The sequence below is a fragment of the Acetobacter garciniae genome, assembly GCF_017377735.1.
Classification (GTDB): Bacteria; Pseudomonadota; Alphaproteobacteria; order Acetobacterales; family Acetobacteraceae; genus Acetobacter; species Acetobacter garciniae.
On record NZ_JAFVMH010000002.1, the window covers coordinates 180011 to 200712 of the forward strand.

Consider the following 20702-nt stretch of genomic DNA (forward strand, 5'->3'; position numbering starts at 1 on the left):
AATGTGATGATCGTTCTCTCCTGCACCGTTCAGCCTCACGCACCCTCTCAACGCGGCGGTGCGTGGCGGCTGCCGCGATGGGGGCACCTGTCATGACGGCGGATGGTAAGGCGCCCGTTCGCTCCTTGCCGTATGGCAGCGCAGGGTCTGCCGGACTCCCTTTCCATGACTGGTGCCGCGCCATGCGCCAGTCGCAGGCCCGGCGGGAGAGATGGACCTGGGGCCTGTCTTTCCTGTTCTGCCTTACCGTTGGCACCACGGCGCTGGGCGCCTGCCTGTGGCAGCCTGTATCGCTGGATAATCCGCCACCCGTCCCCGAACCCGCAGCCATTGCCCTGGATATGGTCACGCCGGAAAGCAGCGTACCCACCCATGTGGCGACTGTAACAGCCCCCGAGCAGCGCAGGCCCGTACCTGAAGCGCAACGGGTCCGGCCGGTGCCCCCGGCCTTGCCCGCACCAAGGGCAGATGTTGCGGACATGCTGCGTCAATCGGTTCAGGCACCGCATGTGATGGTGAAAAAACGACCCAAACCCCCTGTCAGGCAGGCCCGATTCCCCCGACCTTCGCCCGCCCCGGCCGTGGCGACCGATGCCATGGAGGGCCATCAGACGGTTGTTTCAGCCCCGCAAGGGCAGGTAAAAGACGGGCTGCATGACGCCAGCGGCAGTGACGATCCCGGTACATGGCAGGCCCGCCTGCTGGGGCGGTTGGAGGTGTTCCGGCAGTATCCGAATGCCGCCCGGGCCGAACAGGCGGAAGGCACGGCCTTTGTGCGTTTCAGCATGGATCGCAAAGGGCATGTGCTGGAGGTTGCTCTTGCGCAGACATCGGGCAACGCCCTGCTCGATAGCGAGACACTGGCACTTGTCCGGCGGGCGGAGCCCCTGCCCGAACCGCCGGACAGTATCGGGGGCGATCCCGTCACATTGACAGTGCCAGTCGAATTCTATCTGAGCAAGGAAGGGGGAAGAGAGCCTTGAGGGGTTATTATAAATTCTTACCAAGAAAAACAGAAATTCTATAAAAGTTTTTGGGTGTCGCCTTTTTTCAAAAAGGTGACGTTCTTGGAAGATTTTTTGAAAAAATCTTCACCAAAAACTTTTCTTGTTTTCCGCCAAACATGACTGTCTGAGAAAGAGATGAAATTTTACCAGCTATAGGAGAGGTTTCCATAAACGCGTCGCCCCTGGCCAATATAACACTGTGCTGTGCCGCAGGAGGTGACGTAATATCTGTTGGTCAGGTTGGAAATGGTCAATTGCCCGACAAGTCCTTTCAGGAAAGACGCGGCTTTTCCGAAATCGTACCGCATTCCGGTATCGAAGAGAATAAAAGCAGGAACCTTGAAAGAATTGGCCGTGTTGGCATATGTCCAGCCCACATAACGGGTGCCAAAATTAAATTCCAGCCCCCGCAGTTTGCCTTTGGGCAAGGCATAGTTGACGAACAGGGATGTCATGTTGCGGGGCACGGCATCGGCGTATTTTCCCTTCAGGGGAACGGCTGCCCCCTCCCTCATGTGATATCCGTCCTGAACCGATGTCGGGTCATAATAATATGGCACGGTCGTGTCATTGCTCTTTGAATAGCGTACGTCGTCATAGGTGTAGGAGGCGAGAATGCGCAGATCCCTGGTCACGTTGGCCTGTGCCGAAACCTCGAATCCTTTGGATGTCATCTGGCCCGTCTGAATGGAATAACCGGGATTTTGCGGGTCCGATGTCAGCACATTCGTCTGATCGATGTGAAAAGCCGAGGCCGTGAACAGGGCGTCGAAGCCGTGCGGCTTGTATTTCAGACCGGCTTCGAACTGCTTGCCTTGCGTGGGTTTGAAGGCATGGCCTTCCACATCCGTACCCGTCTGTGGCTGGAAGGATGTTGCATAGCTGAAATAGGGCGCAAGACCGAAATCCAGTTCATATGTCGCCCCGGCGCGCCAGGTAAAGGCCTTTGTCGAAAAAGGAGAGGTCGTTGTACTGCTGGTGCCCGTATAGGGAAAGCTCGATTTTGACCAGCTATATTGCGAAAACCAGTCCTCACGCCCACCCAGGGTGACGGTCAGCCCCTTGTAGCGGATCTGATCCTGAAAATAGACGCCAACCTGGTCATAGGTATCCCGTCCGAACCAGGACCAGGAGGTTGCATCCGCCGAGCCCATTCCGGGGTAACCGAAATGCGGGGTGAAATTCCCGTATTGCGGCGCGTAAATATTCAGGCTGTTCGCATCGGAACGATAGTACTGGCCGTTTGAATGATAATCCCAGAAATCCACGCCCACGATCGCCGTATGCCGGACTTCTCCTGTACGGTAGTTTCCGACCAGATGGGAATCGAGGGCTGCGGTACGTGTGGTGTTGGGCACGGCGAAGGCCACGCGCGGCTGCGTGACCCCGTCCGCATCGAGCGCACCGTATTTGGTATAGACATAGCTGAAATTCGTTTTGGATTCCTCGTACCGGAATGTCTGCTGAAACGTCAGGTGAGAATTGAACCGATGCGAAAACAGATATTCAAAAAGTGCCCCGCTTTCCTTATGGTTGTTCCAGCCCGGCTCGCCCATGAAAAGATGGCGCGAAAGACGCCCGTATTTTCCCGGAAACAGTGTGCCGACAGCCGGCAGGTAGGAAGAATAAGCGCCATCCTCGGGTGTGTAGACGTAGTTGCCGATCAGGGTCAGGTCGGTCTTGTCGTCAATCTTCCAGTCAAAGGAAGGCGATACCCCAACACGGTGATAGCGGACATAATCCGTCTGCGTGTCTTGCGAAACGCCAATGCCCGCAATGCGATATTTCAGGTTCCCCGATGACGTGATCTTGTCGCTGACATCGAATGTGGCTTCATAACGGTTCCAGTTGCCAAAACCGACCGTGACATTGCGCAAAGGGGCTTCGGTGGGTCGTTTCAGGCTTTCGTTGATAATACCGCCAGGTGCTGCCTGGCCGTACATGACGGATGTCGGGCCATTGATCGTTTCAACGCGCTCGATAAAAGACGGATCGAGCGCGACCTCGGAATTCGAAATCAACCCGTCTATAAACTGCGATGACGAAAATCCCCGCTGTATGAAGGTGCCGCCGCCAAACCCGGCCGCTGCCCCGTTGGTCTGCTGCCCCATGCCTTCGGCATAAATGCCCGGTGTGTAGCGCAATGCCTCTGCCAGGTTCTGCACCTGCTGGTCCTGCATCTGCTGCTTCGTCACGACATAAATGGAATTCGGGATTTCGGTGATCGGCGTATCCGTTTTGGTGCCCGACATGGTATTTTCGGCAACGTAACCCACCCCCGGGCCGGTGGGGCTTTCATGGGCCACCGCACCTTGGACGCGAACCGGCCCAAGCGTTATGCCTGAAGATGCCTTCAGCAAAGAAACGCTGTTCGGCCCGGTGGAACGGTAGATAAGGCCGGTCCCGCTCAACAGGCGGGATAACGCTTCCTGCGGGGTCATATCCCCCGAAATCGCCGTGCTTCGGGCATCGCTTGCGATCATTGTGGGGTAGGCGACCTGAACGCCGGATTGCTGGAAATAATCCCGTAAGGCGTTGCGCAGCGGCTGGGCCGGGATAGAGAAGTGCCGTGTCGCACTGGCCGTTTGCGCCGCAGCCGATCGTCCTCCCATTTCCACCAGACAGGTGGATGTCATCAGGACGGCCGCACCTAATCGCGACAACAACGACACCTTCCGAGCGAATCTGTGGTCCGGCACCGATATTTCTCCTTGTTGCAAATGATAGCGGTTCTCAATAACTACAGACCTATGACGCCGCAGCGAACGGGGTCTCAACACCTTCGGCTCTTTTTTCTTTCGCTCGGGCGCTATCCGCGGTGGATGCTCAGCCGGCGCGGATAGCGTGGGAGCATTTGGCGCGCATCGTTGCACGCGGGTCGACACCAACGCCGCGGCCCCAGGGCTTTGGTGAATTTCCTTTTCTAAATCAGTATGTTGCCTGTCGTGTGACGTTAATTTGGGCAGATGCCGCCGTGACGTTGCCCTCTGTCTTCCGGCCTGTGCGAACCGGAACGGTTACTGGAGATCCGGTCCTGCTTGCCGGGTGCCCATCTTGCAACAGGGGAATTTAAATTACGCCGCGCTGTTGAATTTCGTCCCACCCGAACGTCACAGCCATCAGGCGCACAGGCAGGAAGGCGCGGTTGTTCAAGCGTGCGGGGAGAGGGGCGGAAGCGCCGGTGGGACGAAGTTGCAAGTCATTCTTATCAATGTTAGTCAGCCAGAAAAGAAGCATCTGGCAGGTAGCGCGTCATGCAGGACAATATCGCGGTGTTGACCGACTTGATCACGACGGAACGCCCGAAGCTTCTCAGCCTCATCCAGCGGATCGTCGGCAATCCGGATACGGCCGAGGACGCGGTGCAGTCGCTGTTCGAAAAGATCAGGCGCATCGAAAACGCGGCGGAGATCGTCAACCCCCGGGCCTTTCTCTATCGGCTGGCTTCCAACCTGGCGATCGACTATTCCCGGCGTGCCAGGCGGCGCGAAACGGTCCAGAGCGATATCCATGCGCTACTCTGGCTGGAAGACGATACACCTTCGCCCGAACGTTCGGTGTCGGCCAGATACGAACTGGAGATGATCGAAAAGGCTGTCGAGGCCCTTCCGGAACCCATGAGAACCATTTTCCTGCTCAATCGCTTTCATGGTGTGCCCCAGAAGGATATTGCCGCGCGCATGGGCCGTTCCGTGGCCCTTGTCAGTCGCTACATATGCCGCGCGCTCGAAATCATATCCTCGGCGCGGCAGAGCTGATTTTCGCACAATGATGACCGGCTTGTTCAATCGCCCGATGTTCATGCGTCCTGGAAGAAAAGGCGGCAACACGGCGAAGGATCCCACGTGACAGACGAACCGCACGATAGAACGCAAACCGCGCGCGGCTGGATCGTCCGCATGGCATCGGGCGCCATGACGGATGACGAACTGGCTGCATTCCGGCACTGGCGTGCGGCGTCCGAAGACAACAACACGGTCTTCGAGCGTGAGCGGGCTTTATGGCGCGCCCTTCGTGTTTCGCAGGAACAGGATCAGGCGGCACTGGGCACCTGGCGGCGGATGGGCCGCAGAAGACAGGCCCGGCGCGGTTTGTTCCTTGGTGTCTCGGCCGTGGCGGCGTGCCTGCTTGTTCTTTATGCGCCTGTCGCGGCAACCTGGCTCCAGGCCGATCGGTGGTCGGGGCCTGCGGTACAGACACTGACCCTGGCCGATGGGTCCCGTGCCGTTCTCGACAGCGATACCGCCATTGCCACGCATTACACGCCAATGGAGCGGACCGTCACGCTGTTGCGGGGCAATGCGCTCTTTGACGTGAAGCACGACCCGCATCGCCCGTTCCGCGTGCTGGCGCGTGGCGGAATGACGGAGGATGTCGGGACGGTTTTCGAAATACGCAGGGAATCCCGGCATGTTCGCGTGGCGGTGGTTCAGGGGCGTGTGGATGTGCATACCCCACAGGGCGAACCCGCCATCAGGCTTGGGGCCGGGGACCGTGCCAGCTACGCCAACGCGCTTGGTGCGTCTGTCGAACACGGCATTCCGCCGGAGGAGATCGCCGCATGGGCGCATGGCAACCTCATTCTGGACAATGCGTCGATCCATACTGCCGTGGCCGCCATGGCCCGCTACCGGCAGGGCCGTGTCTATGTCCTGGCCAATGATGCCGATATGCCCCATATCAGCGGGGCGTTCAGAATAGATCAGGCCGATACGGCCATCGCGACAATGGCCGCTACAGCGGGAATGACCGTCACGCGCCTGCCGGGCCGTATTCTCCTGCTGCGAAAAGGATAAGGGCCTGTTTCGAAACAGCGCGTTGATAAAAATTGGCAAAAGTTTTTGGTGAAGCTTTTTCCAAAAAGCTTCAGGCTGCAAGGAAGGCTGGCCTTGGCCCCATGCCCGTCCGGACCTCGCCCCGATCGCGTGCGATGGGGCGTTCGCTGGCCAGTCGAAGCCGTTGTGGATCATAGTTTGGAAATGGCGATGCGATTACGCTGCCGGACCGGTTTACTTGTAGCTCTTCTTTTTGCCAGCGCGCCTGCATCGGCGGCGGTGCGGGTTGTGGTCGGCCCCACGCCCATTCCCCACGGGCAGGCGAATGCCGCGGGCGATATCACGATCATGAACGATCGGGTGGCTGTGGCGATTGCGGTAAAAACCGCACCCCCCTGGGCCATTCCACACGGCGCGCTGATCGATGCGGCACCTGTTACAGGGGGTGTGATCGGCCCCGACCGGGTGACCTTCGCCGACTTCCTGCCCAATAGCTGGAGTGCGTGGCCCAGTGACCGCCAGACCGTCCGGATTGTCGAGGATACACCGGCCGAGGCCATTGTGGAGGCGGTGCGCACATGGGGGCAGGTCGAAATCCGCACGCGCTATATTCTCAAGGACGCGGATGACAGCGTGCATCTGTCCGTCACCATGACCAATGGCGGGCCCAGGCCGGTGGAAAAGGCGCTGTCGGGCTTTGTGCTGTGGTCGATGGGTGGGTATTTCTTCGGCGTTCCGGGCCTGCCAGACCAGACCGAGGGCCCGGCAGGCGGGGCGCTGGCGGACCGGATCACCGCCTATGATCGGGACTGGGCCATTGCCATGCACATGCCCGGCTTCGATCGCTTCGGCTTCGGGCAGAAGGACCTCTATCGCCAGACGACCCTTCTGCCCGGGCAGAGCGCTCAGTTCGATGGATGGTTGCAGATTGTCCCGCGCGGTGACCTGGCACCCATTGTCGCCTCTGAAATCCAGCGTGAAGGCCAGGGTGTCGCGCAAATTTCCGGCCGGGTGAGCGGGGCGGATGGCACCGGTCTGGCCGCCCCTGTCGTGGTGGTGGAAAAGAACGGCAGGCCCCTGGCCTGGACGCTGGGGCAGGACGGGCATTACGCCTTCACGCTCGCCCCCGGTTCCTACCGGTTCTACGCCACGGGTGAGGGCTATGCGAACACGCCCGGCGTTGCCGTGACCCTTGGCAAGGGGGACAGGCGCACGCAGGATTTTGCGGGGCTTGCACCACCGGGCCGCCTGCATCTTCTGGTGCATGACAGGGCTACGGGCAGGCCGGTCGATGCCAGTATCGCGATCGAGCAGGGCCAGCGCCCCCTTGTCCAATATCTGGGCCGGCACACCTTCTTTACCGAACTGGACCGGATCGGGCAGGCGGATATTCCGCTGGCCGTGGGCGATTATGTTTTTTCCGTCCAGTCCGGTGCGGGCTTTACCGCGCGGCCCGTTCTTGTGAAAGTTCATATTCGCCCGGGCCAGACCAGCACGGAAGATGTCAGCATCGAGCGTCTTTTCCGCCCCGAGGCGCTGGGCTGGTACACGGCGGATATGCACCACCATTCCGATCAGGCCGATGGCGTCACCCCACCTGCCGATCTTGCCCGGTCCGAACTGGCGGCGGGGCTGGACCTGCTGCTGGTCAGCGATCACGATCTGACGACAAACCACAGGGCGTTGCAGGCCATCGCGGACCAGCGCGGTGTGCCGTTCATTCCTTCGGCGGAGTTCTCGCCCTCCTGGGGGCATTTCAATGCCTATCCCCTGCGGCTGGGTGAGCCGTTGCGGCTGGAAATGGCGAAGGCCACCGCCACCGATGTGTACAGGGAAGCCCGCCGCCTGGGTGCGACGACGATCCAGGTCAACCACCCCGACGCCCCGGGGGAAGGCTACCTGGCAAGTGTGGACAGGGGGGTTGCGCAAGGCGGGCTGGACCCCGCCTACGACCTGCTGGAAATCAACGGCACAATGCCCGGTGACGACACGAAGGTGCTCAACCGCGCCTGGGCGTCGTGGACTACAAATCACCCCTATTTCCTGACCGCCGGGTCGGATACGCATGATGTCTGGAACGCCCAATCGGGCAATGCGCGGCTTTACGCATATGTGCCGGGCAAGCTGACAGTTACCGGCTTTATCGATGCGGCGCGTCATGGCCACGCCTTTGTCAGCCACGGCCCCCTGATCTTTCCCGATCATATGTTCGGGGAAACCTTTTTCGCACCCGCCGGCGGCACCGTTGCGCTTGGCTTCGACATTCGCGCCGTCAATGGTCTCAAGCGTGTCTCCATTATCCGTAATGGCAAGCTCGCGCGCCTGATCGATTATGATGGCAAGCGCGATACAGTCCATGTCACGGTGGATGCGGCAGGCGCGGCAGATGGCTGGTACGCCCTGAGCGTTGAGGATAAAGCGGGGTGCACCGCCTACACCAACCCGATCTGGGTACGGCCTGGACCAAAACCGGCCCATTGAATCCGGCGACCACCCCACCCTTTCGCCCCAGCGCGGCGTGCGATGAAGGGGCGCACCTGCGCCACCCTTGCGCGAGCCCCCTATAGCGTCGCCCTGTGACAGGCAGGGCGGAAACCATCCGGGCCTTGCGGGGTTTGGGCTGAACAGGCCTGTATCGGGCTGGGTGTTTTCTCCTGCGGGTAAAAACCATGTCGAAGCCTGTTCTTGTCGTGGGTGCGGGGCCGGTGGGGCTGACCATGGCCGCCGAACTTGCCCGCTACCGCGTTCCCGTCCGGCTGATCGAGACATTGCCCGCGCGCACCGATCAGTCCCGCGCCCTTGCCGTCTGGTCCCGAACCCTGGAGCTTCTCGATGCCGCGGGCTGCGCCGATGCCTTCGTGGCGACCGGCCTGCATGCCAGCACGCTGGGCATTCATTCGGGCCGGCAGCGTCTTGCCCGTGTCACGTTCAAGGGGATTGCGTCGTCTTTTCGTTACCTGCTCATTATCGCGCAATCGGAAACGGAACGCCTGCTGGAAGAGCATTTCCTGACCCTTGGCGGAACAATCGAGCGTACTACCGAACTGACAGGCTTTGTGGATACGGGGGAGGGGGTTACGTGCACCCTCACGCATGCCGGGGGCGAAAGCGAGCATGTGGATGCAGGCTGGCTCATCGGCTGCGATGGTGCGCATTCCTTCGTGCGGCGCAGGCTTGGGCTGGGTTTTGAAGGCGATACCCTGCCCACCGGCTTCATCATTGCCGATACGCGGGTTGCGGGCCTTGCCCTCCCCCCGGACGAGCTGGCCATTTTCTGGCATCATGACGGTGCGGTCATGTTTTTTCCGATATCACCCGGCCGCTACCGGATTATTGCCGATATCGGTGCAGCACCGCCGCCTGCAATGGATCTGGGCGTGGTGCAGGCGATTGTCGACCGGCGGGGGCCGGGGGGTGTCAGCCTGTCCGATCCGCTGTGGCTGTCGCATTTCGGCGTCAACGAACGCAAGGTACGCACCTACCGCGCCGGGCGCGTGTTCCTGGCGGGGGATGCCGCCCATATCCACAGCCCCGCCGGCGGCCAGGGCATGAATACGGGCATGCAGGACGCCTTCAACCTCGCCTGGAAACTGGCCCTTGTCGTACGGGGGGAGGCTAGGCCAGACCTGCTGGACAGCTACAGTGCTGAACGCAGTACCGTCGCGCAACAGGTGCTGAACGATTCCGGGCGCATTACCCGGGTTGTCCTGCTCAAAAACCGCTTGGCCCGGCTGGTGCGCTGCCTTGTCGTGCGTGGGCTTTTCCGTATTCCCATGGTTCCGCGCGCCATTGCCAACCGGCTGGCGGGGACCAGGGTGGGCTATGCGCACAGCCCCCTCAACGCCGGTTGCGCCACCGGCCTGCGTGGTCCGCGCCCGGGGCAGCGCTTTTGGGCCGATCATCCCTTGGGGCGCGGGGACGCACCCCGTTTTACACTGGCTGCCACGGATACCCCCGATGTGCGGGTGATCATCGCGCGTCATGCCGCCCTGCTGAACCCCGCTCCATGCCCGCCGCCCGATAAAAACGGCATCTGGCTGGTACGGCCGGATGGCTACGTTGCCGCCGCCGCCCGAAGCGCGGACTGGCTGGTGATCGATGCCGCCCTGGCAAGAATAGCCGCCAGCCCGCCAGTGCCGGAACGTATCTGAAACACGGCGGCCGAGCGCAGCCGCGCGACCAGAATAAAAAATGGAAACCTTACGTTTCCATGGTTGTTGTTTCTTGTGGCAATCCGGACCGGTAAGGAAGATGCCATAGAAACGGGGGGCCGGGGCCACGACGGATCATGCGGCCCGGTCCATGAATTCAGGACTGAACGGAGTAATATTTCATGGCTTACAAGCTGTTTTCCTTGCCTGTGGCAGGTCTTGCACTCGGTCTGGTGGCGGCCAACCCGGCTTGTGCGCAGGTCGTGACCGATGCGGCGCAGGCCCAGTCCGGCACCTACGATGTCGAGCCCGCGCATACGCAGATCACGTTCTCGGTCCTGCATCTTGGTTTTACAAACTATTCCGGTGTTTTTTCCAACGTGTCGGGCACGCTCAGCCTGGATACGAAAAACCCGGCCACGTCCAGACTGTCGGTGAGCATTCCCGTGGCGTCCGTGCAGACCACAAGTGCCAGGCTGACCGATGAACTCAAGGGCGATCAGTGGTTCGATACGGCAAAATTCCCCGCCGCGACCTTTGATTCGACCGCCATCCGAATGACCGGCAAGAACGATGCCGTGGTGACCGGCAACCTGACCCTGCACGGTGTCACCAGGCCCGAAACGCTGCAAGTCCACTTTATCGGGGCGGGCGTGAACGCGATGGACAAGAAATACACAGCAGGTTTCGAAGCAACAGCGACACTCAAGCGCAGCGATTTCGGCGTGAAAATGTACGTCCCCTACGTGTCCGATAGCGTGACGCTGCGCATTGCCGGTGCCTTCGAACGGCGGGACTGATCCACGCAGATACAAGACAGATAAAAGTTTTTGGTGAAGCTTTTTTCAAAAAGCTTCAAGGAACGTCGCCTTTTTGAAAAAAGGCGACACCTGGAAACTTTTACCGGTTCTTATCAATGCGTTGTTTTGAACCGCTCTTTCAAACTGGCCAGCCGCGCGGGCTTACAACATCGGCCGCCCGCCGGTAACGGGGAGAATGGCCGAACTGATGTAACTGGCTTCGTCCGAGGCCAGGAGAACATAGGCCGGAGCCAGTTCTGCGGGCTGCCCCGCACGGCCCATGGGCGTGTTCTGGCCGAAGGTCCGCACCGCTTCGGGCGGCATGGTGGAGGGGATCAGCGGGGTCCAGATCGGGCCGGGGGCGACGGCGTTGACCCGTATGCCCTGCGCGGCCAGAAGCTGGCCCAGCCCTGCCGTAAAGTTCGCAACAGCGCCCTTGGTCGCGGCATAGGCCAGCAGGTGTTCGGACGGGGATGTCGCGTTGATGGATGTGGTGTTGATGATCGCGGCCCCCGGCTTCATGTGCGGGACGGCGGCCTGGCATAGGAAGAATATGCTGTAGATATTGGTGCGGAAGGTCCTGTCCCACTCGGCCTCGTCAATATCGGCCAGATTTTCGATACTTTTCTGATGTGCGGCGTTGTTGACAAGAATGTCGATGCCGCCGAAGGCATCGAGCGTGCGTGCGACAAGGGCCTGGCAATGCTGCCGCTCCGTAATGTCGCCGGGAAGCAGAAGGGCCTTGCATCCGGCTTCCTCCACCCAGGATGCGCTCTCCTGTGCATCGTCATGTTCATTGTAGTAGGCAATGGCCACGTCGGCCCCTTCGCGCGCGAAGGCGATCGCCACCGCACGCCCTATGCCGGAATCGCCGCCGGTAATCAGGGCTTTTTTCCCCGCCAGGCGGCCTGAACCCTTGTAGGTGGCCTCCCCATGGTCGGGGCGGGGCCGCATGGCGTCGGTCCGCCCGGGCGGTTTCTGCTGCTGGGGGGGAAAGCCCTGCTCGGTGTCGGGTGTCATGGGGCCTCTCCATTTTCTTCAGGCGGCACGCGCTGCCTTGTCGTGCCTGACATGAAAACGACCGCCACGGCCCATGGGCCGGTCATTGCCGATGGGCACGGGGCAAGGCAGCGGGTCCGGTGGCATGGGGTTGATAAAAAAGACTAATGGGGCAGGGCTTTTGCCATTTTCAGGTGGTCCTCAAGCCGTGGCAGGGTCTGGGTGGCCCAGGTTTTCAATGCCGGGTTGTCGCCATCCTGGGAATAGCGACGGAAAAGGGACACCGCATCCTCATGTCCCGAAATCTGGTCCTTGCGGTATTCGCGGGTAAAGCTGGTGCCCTGCAGGCCCTTGAGCTTGTCGAGCGTTGCCTGGTGGCTGTCGTCCATGGCCGTGGGCTGCGTGACCGGCAGGTTGTTGCTGGCGATAATATCCTTCAGATCGGCGGATGTTTTCTTGTGATCCTGGATCATCGTCGTGGCAAAGGTGTTCAGCGCATGGTCCTGACCCTGAAGGGCCAGTTCGCTGGACTGGATTTCGAACAGATCGCTGACTGTCGCGATCTTGACGAAATCCGCCGTTGTGGGCGCGGCCCCCACCAAGGCATTCATGCCGGTTTTTTCTGACAGGGATTGCGCTCCTGCGGGCACCGACAGGCTTAAAGCCATAAGGAGCATGAGACTTTTTTTCATTGGAAGGCTCTCCTAGATCAGGGCGAGAACGAGGGATCGCCCGCCAGCACTCCCTTGGGCGAAACGCCCCGTGGGCAGGGCTGGTCCCTGAGCAGGACGCCCTGAGCAGGACGATCGGGTCACTGGCTGTGGATTTCTGCTGTTGAGAGGGGTGAAGGTGAACGGCAAAAGGGCGGCTCCTTGCAGGGGCCGCCCTTCCGGGGTCACGTCTTGCCGGAACTGTGCTGGCCACCCTTGTGGGTGGAGTCAGACGCGTGTTTCGACTCCCCGGTTGATTTCGACGTGCTGTGGGTGCCGGCACCCTGTTTCATCCCTTCGCTGTCTTTGCCGTGGCTGTGTTGCCCGCCTTTCTGCCCGGCTTCCGACGCTTTCTTGGGGTCGTTGGCAAAATTGCCCGGGTTATGGGCAGCGCCACCGCCGCCCCGGCTGTCGGCAGGCGCCATCGGGGGGAGGGTGCGGGCGTGAACGCCATGGATCTGATAAGACATAGTCGTCTCCTTTCGCGATTGCAGCGGCTCTGGAGAATGGTGTCGGTCCCCGATCCCATGAGGGTTGCGAGAAAGACGATCTCCGCAACGGCCACTGTGAAGCCTCAACGACAGGAAGATAGAGCAGTTGCAGTAAAAATAAGGAAAATATAAATACAATTTGAGTTATTATTTTCACGCGGAAAGATTTATACGGTATCGATACCGTAATAATATATCGTTATGCACTGCAAAACATCGAACAGGATCAATGCCCTTCTCCCCCCCCCGGCCTGCGGGCAGGGTGCCTTGTCGGGCAGGCTGCAAGAGGATCAACCCTTTCATGGAGGCGGGACGATAATATGTTTTGCGCCGTGGAGTGGGACGTTTTTCGTATTGTCTTTCCTCCTGTCGGGCTTGAGGCGGGGCAGGGAAGGTTGCTCACAATTCCGTGATGTTATCGCCGTCGGGGTCATGCCTTTCGAACCCTTGCCGGCGCCCCGCATTAAGGGGGGCATGACCGATGAGGACCCAATGACAGCAACCCGACGTAATCTTCTCGCACTGTCCGCCCTGGGGAGTGCCGCCGTCCTGATGGCCCGGCCCGGCCACGCCCAGGGGGGCCAGCAGGCCGGAGATGTCATGCCCACGCTGGGCCCGGTGACCCGCACCGCCCTGCCGGTGAACACAAGCCAGCCGGGCCAGCGGCTTCGCCCCCTGCACGGATGAGGACGCGCAGGCGACCCTGCAAGCCGCATGGGACTGCGGTGTCCGCTATTTCGATACCTCGCCCTGGTACGGGCTGGGGCTGAGCGAGCGGCGTTTCGGCCATTTCCTGCATACCCGCGCGCGCGATGACTTCGTGCTGTCCACCAAGGTCGGCCGCCTGCTGAGCGCGGCGCCAAAGCCACCGGCCACGATGTGGCATGACCCCTCCCCCTTCGCCTATCGCTATGACTATACGGCCGAAGGCGTGCGCCGCTCGGTGGAGGACAGTCTGCAGCGGCTGGGGCTTTCGCGGATCGATATCGTCTATATCCACGACCTCTCGCCCGAAAACAGGGATATGGGGGACCATTGGACGACCTATTTCGACCAGGCGACCAAGGGCGCTATTCCCGAACTGACCAGAATGCGTGAGGAAGGCACCATCAAGGCATGGGGGCTGGGCATCAACACGCCGCAGGCGGCCCTGCGCACGCTAGAGATCGGCGATCCCGACATTGTCCTGCTGGCAACGCAGTATTCCATCCTCCATCATGACGAAGCGCTGGAGCAGACCCTGCCCGCCCTGGCGCGTCGGGGCGTGTCGGTCGTGGTCGGCGCCCCCCTGAACGCAGGCTATGCCGCCGGTCGCGACCGCTATGACTATCAGGGCACCATTCCGCCGGGCATGGCGCGCAAGCGCGAGCGGATGAGCGTTATCGCCCAGCGGCACGGCGTGGACCTGCGTACGGCCGCCCTGCAATTCGCGACGGCCAACCCGACGGTGGCGGCGGTCATTCCGGGTGCGCGCAACGCAGCGCAGGTGCAGGCCAACGCGCGCTCCATGGAGGTTGCGATTCCCGCCGCGTTCTGGAGCGAACTGAAGCAGAAAAAACTGATAGCCCAGGCCGCGCCGATACCCTCCCAAATATGAGGGAAGATCGCCGCCACGCCGCAGACCCGCCCTTCCTGGCTGGGTTTTTTAGAAATAACGAGAACGTGATATGACAAGTTAACGTTTTGATAATCAATCTTAACAAAACCTAACCTCGGCCAGAAGTTTATCGCTATATTCAGGAGCTTCCCCCATGACGGCGATCATTCTCCCCGGCCTGTTTCTGCCGGTCGAAGGATGTGTGCGCCCCCGTCGTGTCGAAGGGTCTTGACCCACGCACCCGTGGCCATGGCCGGTCCTGCGCGGAACGGGCCCGGTGGGGGATGGGGGGGCGGGTATTCTTTATGACAAGCGTATGAATATATCAGGAAATTTCGGTTCAAAAGTGGCTTTTCAACAAGGACCGTCCGGCTGGAAGTGGATTGTTGACAGGAACGTCTCGGAAAGCGGAGTGATTTTAGCATGAATTCCATCAGAAAATTCGGTCTTGTCGGTAAAATTGTTGCTGTAACCTGTATTTTTATTCTGATTTGCACCATCTCCGTCACGGTGGTGGTGACCCGTCTTGTCCGGGACAACATGATGCAGATGCTCAACGCCAGGTTGCATGGCAGCATGCGGACGGCTGCCAGCATTCTCGAGCGCGATATTCCGGGCGTGCATGTGACATGGGGGGCAGGCGGCGCGGTGGAACGCATCGTGGCCGACGCGCTGCCCGCGCAATATTCCAGCCATGTCATGACCGACACGATCGGGCGCATCACCACGGGGCGGGCGGTCCTGTTCGTGACGGATGAAACGGGCAGCGATTTTATCCGCCGCATGACCACCGGCGATGGCGGAGACAACCAGCGCACGCTGGGAACGTCGCTGGCCCACGATAGCCTGCCGTACAAGGCCATCATGCGCGGGCAGGGGTATGAGGGCGAAACACAGCTTCTGGGCGTGCGCTATTACACCATGTACCAGCCCATCGTTTCTTCGCAGGGGCGGGTGGTCGGCATTATCAATGTCGCGATCAAGGCGGACGAGGCCGATTCCGTCATCAGCGGGTTTATCCGCACCATCGTCCTGCTTTCCGGCGCGCTGGTGGCGCTGGCCGCCATCGTAATGGGTTTTGTCACGGCGCGCCTGCTGCGACCGCTGCCGGTTATCGCGGGGTCCATGCGTGTCATTGCCAATGGGGATACGGATACGCGTGTGCCCTTTACCGAACGCCACGATGAAATCGGGACAATGGCCAGCGCGGTCGAGGTGTTCCGCGTGGCCGCGATAGACAAGGGCCGCCTGGAAGCCGAAGCCGCCGAAGCCCGCCGCAGGCAGGAGGCCGAACGCCTGGCCGCGCAGAAAAAGGCCGAAGACGCGGCGGCCCGCCTGAAGGTCGCCACCGACACCCTGGCCATGGGCCTGCGCAAGATGGCGCAGGGCGATCTGTCGTTCCAGATCGATACCGCGTTTTCAGAGGAACTCGATCCGCTGCGCCAGAACTTCAACCACTCCCTCGCCCAGTTGGCGGAGGCCTTCGCGTCCGTTTCCGGTTCCGCGCATTCCATTGGCGACAGCACGCGCGAACTGGCGACCGCAGCCGATAACCTGTCGCGCAGGACCGAACAGCAGGCCGCAACGCTGGAAGAAACCTCCGCCGCGCTGACCCAGATCACCCAGCGCGTTCACAAGACCACGGAAGAAACCCGCCAGGCGCATGAGGTCGTGAACGGCTCGCGCGTCAATGCCGAGCGCGCCAGTGCCGTTGTCGCCAATACGATCGAATCCATCAACCGGATCGATGAATCGTCAAAAGCCATTTCCAATATTGTCGGCATGATCAACAACCTGGCGTTCCAGACCAATATCCTTGCGCTGAATGCCAGTGTGGAAGCCGCCCGCGCGGGCGATTCCGGGCGCGGCTTCGCGGTTGTCGCCGCCGAGGTCCGGGCCCTGGCCCAGCGTTCGGCCGAGGCGGTCAAGGAAATTTCCACCCTGATCAACCATTCCGGCGAACAGGTCAGGGCGGGCGTGTCTTTGGTGCAGGAAACCGGCGATGTGCTGCGCCGAATCGTCGGGCAGGTGGGTGAGATCAACCAATTGGTCTCCAACATTGCGGCTGCGGCGGAAGATCAGGCCAGCAGCATTTCCCAACTGAATATTGCCATGAGCAATATGGAACAGACGACCCAGCAGAACGCCGCAGTGGCGGAGCAAAGTGCCGCGGCCAGCCAGAACCTGGCGAAAATGGGCGGCGAACTGGCCAGCCTGGTGGCCAATTTCAAGCTGGCCGATGCCGCCAGGCCGATCAGGCGCGGCAATGAAAGGCGCTCCGCCGCCAACCTTGTCCATATCGTCTAAAGGGCGCTGCCGGCGGGCAAGCGGGCGGTGGGTATCCCTGCCTGCGTGCCCGAAAAACCATGGCACCTCCGGCGTATCGCCGGGGGCATCAGGTGGTTTTTGGCAGAATACGGCCTATAAGGTATGGTGGGTGAAACAGATTACGCAGCCTGACCCTGCCCCCGTTTCAGGTCGCCGCACATTGCGAAAGTGACGTTGTTCCATATGCCCCAGCTTGACGCGCCCACCGCTATCCAGCCCGTGTTTGATGAAAGCCTGACCACCAGCGCAGCCCCGCCCATGCTGGGCCTGTCCGCGCTGGTCCGTGCTGCCTTTCACGAGGAAGATATTTCCGTTCATGCGGGCGGATTGCTCGAGCGCATGAACGCGGCCGATCCCTATGCCATGCTGGACCTCTCTTTAGTCCTGCAACTGTGCTACCAGAAGAAAAGCGGGCTGGACGTTCTGAACACCGCCTTGAAATTCCGCCAGATATTTCGGATCGCCACGGGGGGTGCGGGTGCTGTCCGGCTGCTGGTCATCAAGACCCCGGGCGACCTTATGGCCAATACGCCGCTCGAATGCATGCTGGAGAATGCGGGCTTCACCATCGATGTTCTGTATGTGGGGCCGGACCTGCCCTGGCCGTCACGCCTGCCGCCGCACGATGTCGTTTTCGTAGCCGTGGGCGAGGCGGATTCGCATGTCGAAACACTGGCCCGCCTTGCCACATACCTGCGTGACTGGCCCCGCCCGGTCCTGAATCTGCCTCAGCGCATTACGCATTTATCCCGGGCGGAGGCCTTCAAGGTGCTGGCCGATGTGCCTGGCCTGTGCATGGCCCCCACCCACCGGATCGATCGGCCGACGTTGCAGCAGATCGCCGCAGGCAACATTGCGCTGGAGCATGTGCTGGCCGATCTGCGGTTTCCCGTCATTGTGCGGCCGCAGGGGGCCCATGCGGGCATTCATCTCGCCCGGATCGACACCGCCGCCGATATCGCCCCCTATTTGCAGCAGGTTGAAGGCGGACAGTTCTTTATTGCCAATTTCATGGATTATGCATCGCCCGACGGGGTGTTCCGCAAGTTTCGGGTGGTCATGATCGAAGGCAAGCCTTTTCTGGCCCATATGGGCATTTCCCAGCACTGGATGGTTCATTATCCCTATCCGGAAATGAAGGCCGACCCCGCAAGACGGACGGAAGAAGCCGCGGCCATGGCCGGTTTCGACAGCGATTTCGCGCGCAGGCACGCAGCGACCCTCAACGGTATTGCCCAGCATATCGGGCTCGATTACTTCGGTTTCGACTGTGCTGAAATGCCTAACGGAGACCTGCTGGTTTTTGAACTTTCAAACGCGCTGATTATCCATGCGATGGATGACACCACGCTGTTCCCCTATAAAATTCCGCAGATGCGTAAAATCTTCGGCGCTTTTCAGGACATGGTGCGGCGCAAGGCCCTTGCGGCGAGCGCGGCCGTTCTGGCGGGGTCATAGTCCCGCAACCCGCCAGCGGCCTTCTATGCGTGAGGTCGCGCGGCTCGTCACGGCCGGCAGGGCGCATTTCATGGAATGCAGTCAGCCCTGCACGTTTCCACTGAGGGTATGTTTCCAAAGCATGGCCCGTCTGGCCCCGGCGGTTATGTGTTATTTTTTTATGTCGACTCGGCCCGCAGTCACCCTGCGCAGAGGGCGGGAATACACGCATGAAGGCGGTTTTCCGCGACTTTTTCCCTCATGTCGGCCCCGGTTTGCCCCCTGGTCGGCCCGCTGCGTGGCGCAGGCCATTGTTTGTGTTCTGAAATTTAAGTGAAACCGTGCCTTTTTTCGGACATTACATGTTGGCACAGTCCTTATGGACGGGGTCATTTTTACCCCGCAGGACTATTCTTGGACGTAGAAGGCGATATCTGATGAAAAAAATTATGATGGCGACGGCCCTCGTGGCAGGACTGTCAGCCTTTTCAGGCCCTTTTGCTCATGCGCAGGATGCGTCTCACGGCGGAACACCCAAGGCGCATAAAGGGTGTGGCCCCATGCATCATGGCTTTGGCATGCCCCCCATGCTCCGGCTCAAGGGCATCAAGCTGACGGCCGATCAGAAAACGAAGCTGAAGGCGATTTTCGAGGCCAACAAGCCCGCCGACCCCAAGGCTGGCATGGAACAGATGCATGATCTGCATAAACAGATCACGACCCTGCTGACAACGCCCGGCCCAGTCGATCAGACCAAGCTGCAGGCGCTGGAACAGCAGATCGACACGATGGAAAGCCAGCACACCGCCAAGCAGCTCCAGACCGCGGTGCAGATCCATGACCTGCTGACCCCCGAGCAGCTCAAGGAAGTTGCAGCCAAGGCCGACATGCCGCCCAAGCACAAGCATGGCTGCGACATGGAAGAGGGCGCTCCCCCGCCCGAGGATGACGCCAAATAAGGGGCTCTTCCTGAAAATTCCCCTGCTGGCCCCGGTCGATACCGGGGTCGTAAAGGGTTTTTCACGGGCTGCCGGTTTGACCGGTGGCCCGTTTGTTTTTATGGCGGGTGCCATGCCGGACATGGCGCGAAGGCCGCCGTGCGTTCCTGCCGGTGGACAAATGATCCCGAACAGGAAAAAATAACCGATTAATCGCCAGGTCCTTTCTGTATGTCCCCCAATACCTCTGCCCCGACACTTTCTCTCTCCTTTCCCATTATTGTGCTGCTCGGGCTGGTCACGGCCATTGGTCCGCTGGCCACAGACATGTATCTGCCCGCTTTTCCCGAACTGGAGCACGATCTGGGCGGGGGCGCGGGCTCGGCCCAGTTTACGCTGGGTGCGTGGTTCCTGGGGCTTGCCATAGGCCAGTTTTCCATAGGCCCGCTATCGGACCGATTCGGGCGCAAGGGCCCGCTTGTGGTGGGGCTTGCGGTATTCGGCCTGGCCTCCGTCGGGTGCGCCATGACACGGGACTTCAACCTGTTCTGTTTCTGGCGCTTTCTGGGTGCACTGGGTGGTTCGGCCTCCGCAGTCGTGCCGCGCGCTGTGGTGCGCGATGTGGCCACGGGTAAAAAGGGTGCGCATATCATGGCGCAGTTGACGCTGGTGTTCGGCGTCATGCCGATTCTCGCACCCTCCCTGGGCAGCGTGGTGCTCAAATTCGGAAGCTGGCGGGGTATTTTCTGGCTCGGGGCGGTTTATGCCGCCTTGGGGGTACTCGGCATTGTGTTCATGCTGTCCGATACGCTGGCACCCGAGCGGCGCATTCGCCTGGTGGCGGCCGAAATCCTCTCGCGTTACGTCACCATCCTGCATGAACCGGTTTTTCTTTCCAACGCGCTGATCACGTCGTTTTCCACCTTTGTCATGTTCGCCTATCTTGCCGCCGCCCCGACCCTGTTCGAACAGACACTGCATTTTTCGCCTGGCGGGTTCGGCGCGTTTTTCGGGGTGAACGCCGCCATGTTCATTCTGGGCACGCAGATCAACGGCCGCCTTGTGCACCGGCTGCCCATGCCCGGTATCCTGCAGGTGGCGATTATCTGGGCGTGTATCGTGGGCTCCGCCTTCGTGGTTCTGGCCATGAGCGGGGTGGCAGGGGCCGCCCATCCATGGCTGACCTGTTGCCTGGTCACCAGCATGACGGGTGCCCTGGGCTTTGTCGGGCCCAATGGCACGGTGCTGTCCTTTTCGCGCCATGGGCATCAGGCGGGCAGTGCATCTGCCCTGCTGGGCACCATGCAGTTCACGCTGGGGTCACTGGGCAGCGTGCTGGTGGGGCTTTTGCCGGGTGGGGGGGCCATTCCCACGGCGCTGGGCATGACGACCGGGGCAGTGGGCATGCTGGCGGGCAACCTGCTGCGCCGTCGTGCTACGGACCAGGCCGAACACGAAGGGTAACGCCC

The 20702-nt window shown here is 60.8% G+C and carries 16 protein-coding genes; 12 read left to right on the forward strand and 4 right to left on the reverse strand.

Features of this window, described 5'->3' with window-relative positions; genetic code table 11:
* Positions 1–182 precede the first annotated feature (182 nt).
* A complete protein-coding gene (locus tag J2D77_RS04765; protein WP_230975522.1) occupies positions 183–983 on the forward strand; it encodes an energy transducer TonB in 801 nt (266 codons plus the stop codon).
* 167 nt (positions 984–1150) lie between these two features.
* Here the strand turns inward: J2D77_RS04765 and J2D77_RS04770 are convergent, their stop codons facing one another.
* Positions 1151–3643: a TonB-dependent siderophore receptor gene (locus tag J2D77_RS04770; RefSeq protein WP_207845168.1), complete on the reverse strand. Its 2493-nt coding sequence runs from the start codon at positions 3641–3643 to the stop codon at positions 1151–1153.
* A 618-nt stretch (positions 3644–4261) separates the two neighbouring features.
* Here J2D77_RS04770 and J2D77_RS04775 point away from each other — a divergent pair.
* From J2D77_RS04775 to J2D77_RS04795, 5 genes are all read left to right on the forward strand, one after another.
* Positions 4262–4765: an RNA polymerase sigma factor gene (locus tag J2D77_RS04775; protein ID WP_207845169.1), complete on the forward strand. Its 504-nt coding sequence runs from the start codon at positions 4262–4264 to the stop codon at positions 4763–4765.
* 87 nt (positions 4766–4852) lie between these two features.
* Positions 4853–5803: a FecR family protein gene (locus J2D77_RS04780; RefSeq protein ID WP_207845170.1), complete on the forward strand. Its 951-nt coding sequence runs from the start codon at positions 4853–4855 to the stop codon at positions 5801–5803.
* A 183-nt stretch (positions 5804–5986) separates the two neighbouring features.
* Entirely contained in the window at positions 5987–8263 is a 2277-nt protein-coding gene (locus tag J2D77_RS04785) for a CehA/McbA family metallohydrolase (protein WP_207845171.1), read from the forward strand.
* 188 nt (positions 8264–8451) lie between these two features.
* Positions 8452–9933, forward strand: a complete 1482-nt coding sequence (locus J2D77_RS04790) for an FAD-dependent monooxygenase (protein WP_207845172.1) — start codon at positions 8452–8454, stop codon at positions 9931–9933.
* Between the two features lie 182 nt (positions 9934–10115).
* Positions 10116–10733: a YceI family protein gene (locus J2D77_RS04795; RefSeq protein WP_207845173.1), complete on the forward strand. Its 618-nt coding sequence runs from the start codon at positions 10116–10118 to the stop codon at positions 10731–10733.
* A 162-nt stretch (positions 10734–10895) separates the two neighbouring features.
* Here the strand turns inward: J2D77_RS04795 and J2D77_RS04800 are convergent, their stop codons facing one another.
* From J2D77_RS04800 to J2D77_RS04810, 3 genes are all read right to left on the reverse strand, one after another.
* The gene (locus J2D77_RS04800) at positions 10896–11753 is read right to left on the reverse strand and encodes an SDR family oxidoreductase (protein WP_207845174.1); all 858 of its coding nucleotides are present in this window, start codon (positions 11751–11753) and stop codon (positions 10896–10898) included.
* A 143-nt stretch (positions 11754–11896) separates the two neighbouring features.
* The gene (locus J2D77_RS04805) at positions 11897–12424 is read right to left on the reverse strand and encodes a DUF4142 domain-containing protein (protein ID WP_207845175.1); all 528 of its coding nucleotides are present in this window, start codon (positions 12422–12424) and stop codon (positions 11897–11899) included.
* A 203-nt stretch (positions 12425–12627) separates the two neighbouring features.
* Positions 12628–12912: a con-10 family general stress protein gene (locus tag J2D77_RS04810; protein WP_207845176.1), complete on the reverse strand. Its 285-nt coding sequence runs from the start codon at positions 12910–12912 to the stop codon at positions 12628–12630.
* A gap of 513 nt (positions 12913–13425) precedes the next feature.
* On the opposite strand from J2D77_RS04810, the gene J2D77_RS17195 reads away from it, so the two are divergent.
* From J2D77_RS17195 to J2D77_RS04835, 6 genes are all read left to right on the forward strand, one after another.
* Entirely contained in the window at positions 13426–13620 is a 195-nt protein-coding gene (locus tag J2D77_RS17195; protein WP_230975523.1) for a hypothetical protein, read from the forward strand.
* A gap of 16 nt (positions 13621–13636) precedes the next feature.
* Positions 13637–14530: an aldo/keto reductase gene (locus J2D77_RS04815; protein WP_230975593.1), complete on the forward strand. Its 894-nt coding sequence runs from the start codon at positions 13637–13639 to the stop codon at positions 14528–14530.
* A gap of 423 nt (positions 14531–14953) precedes the next feature.
* Positions 14954–16837 carry a methyl-accepting chemotaxis protein gene (locus J2D77_RS04820; RefSeq protein WP_207845177.1) on the forward strand — a complete coding sequence of 628 codons (1884 nt, stop codon included), beginning with the start codon at positions 14954–14956 and terminating at the stop codon, positions 16835–16837.
* Positions 16838–17041: 204 nt separating this feature from the next.
* Positions 17042–18316, forward strand: coding sequence for an ATP-grasp domain-containing protein (locus J2D77_RS04825; protein ID WP_207845178.1), 1275 nt, complete (start codon positions 17042–17044; stop codon positions 18314–18316).
* Positions 18317–18732: 416 nt separating this feature from the next.
* The gene (locus J2D77_RS04830; protein ID WP_207845179.1) at positions 18733–19254 is read left to right on the forward strand and encodes a Spy/CpxP family protein refolding chaperone; all 522 of its coding nucleotides are present in this window, start codon (positions 18733–18735) and stop codon (positions 19252–19254) included.
* Between the two features lie 210 nt (positions 19255–19464).
* Positions 19465–20697 (forward strand): multidrug effflux MFS transporter, encoded by a 1233-nt coding sequence (locus tag J2D77_RS04835; RefSeq protein WP_207845180.1) that lies wholly within the window; start codon positions 19465–19467, stop codon positions 20695–20697.
* Positions 20698–20702 lie beyond the last annotated feature (5 nt).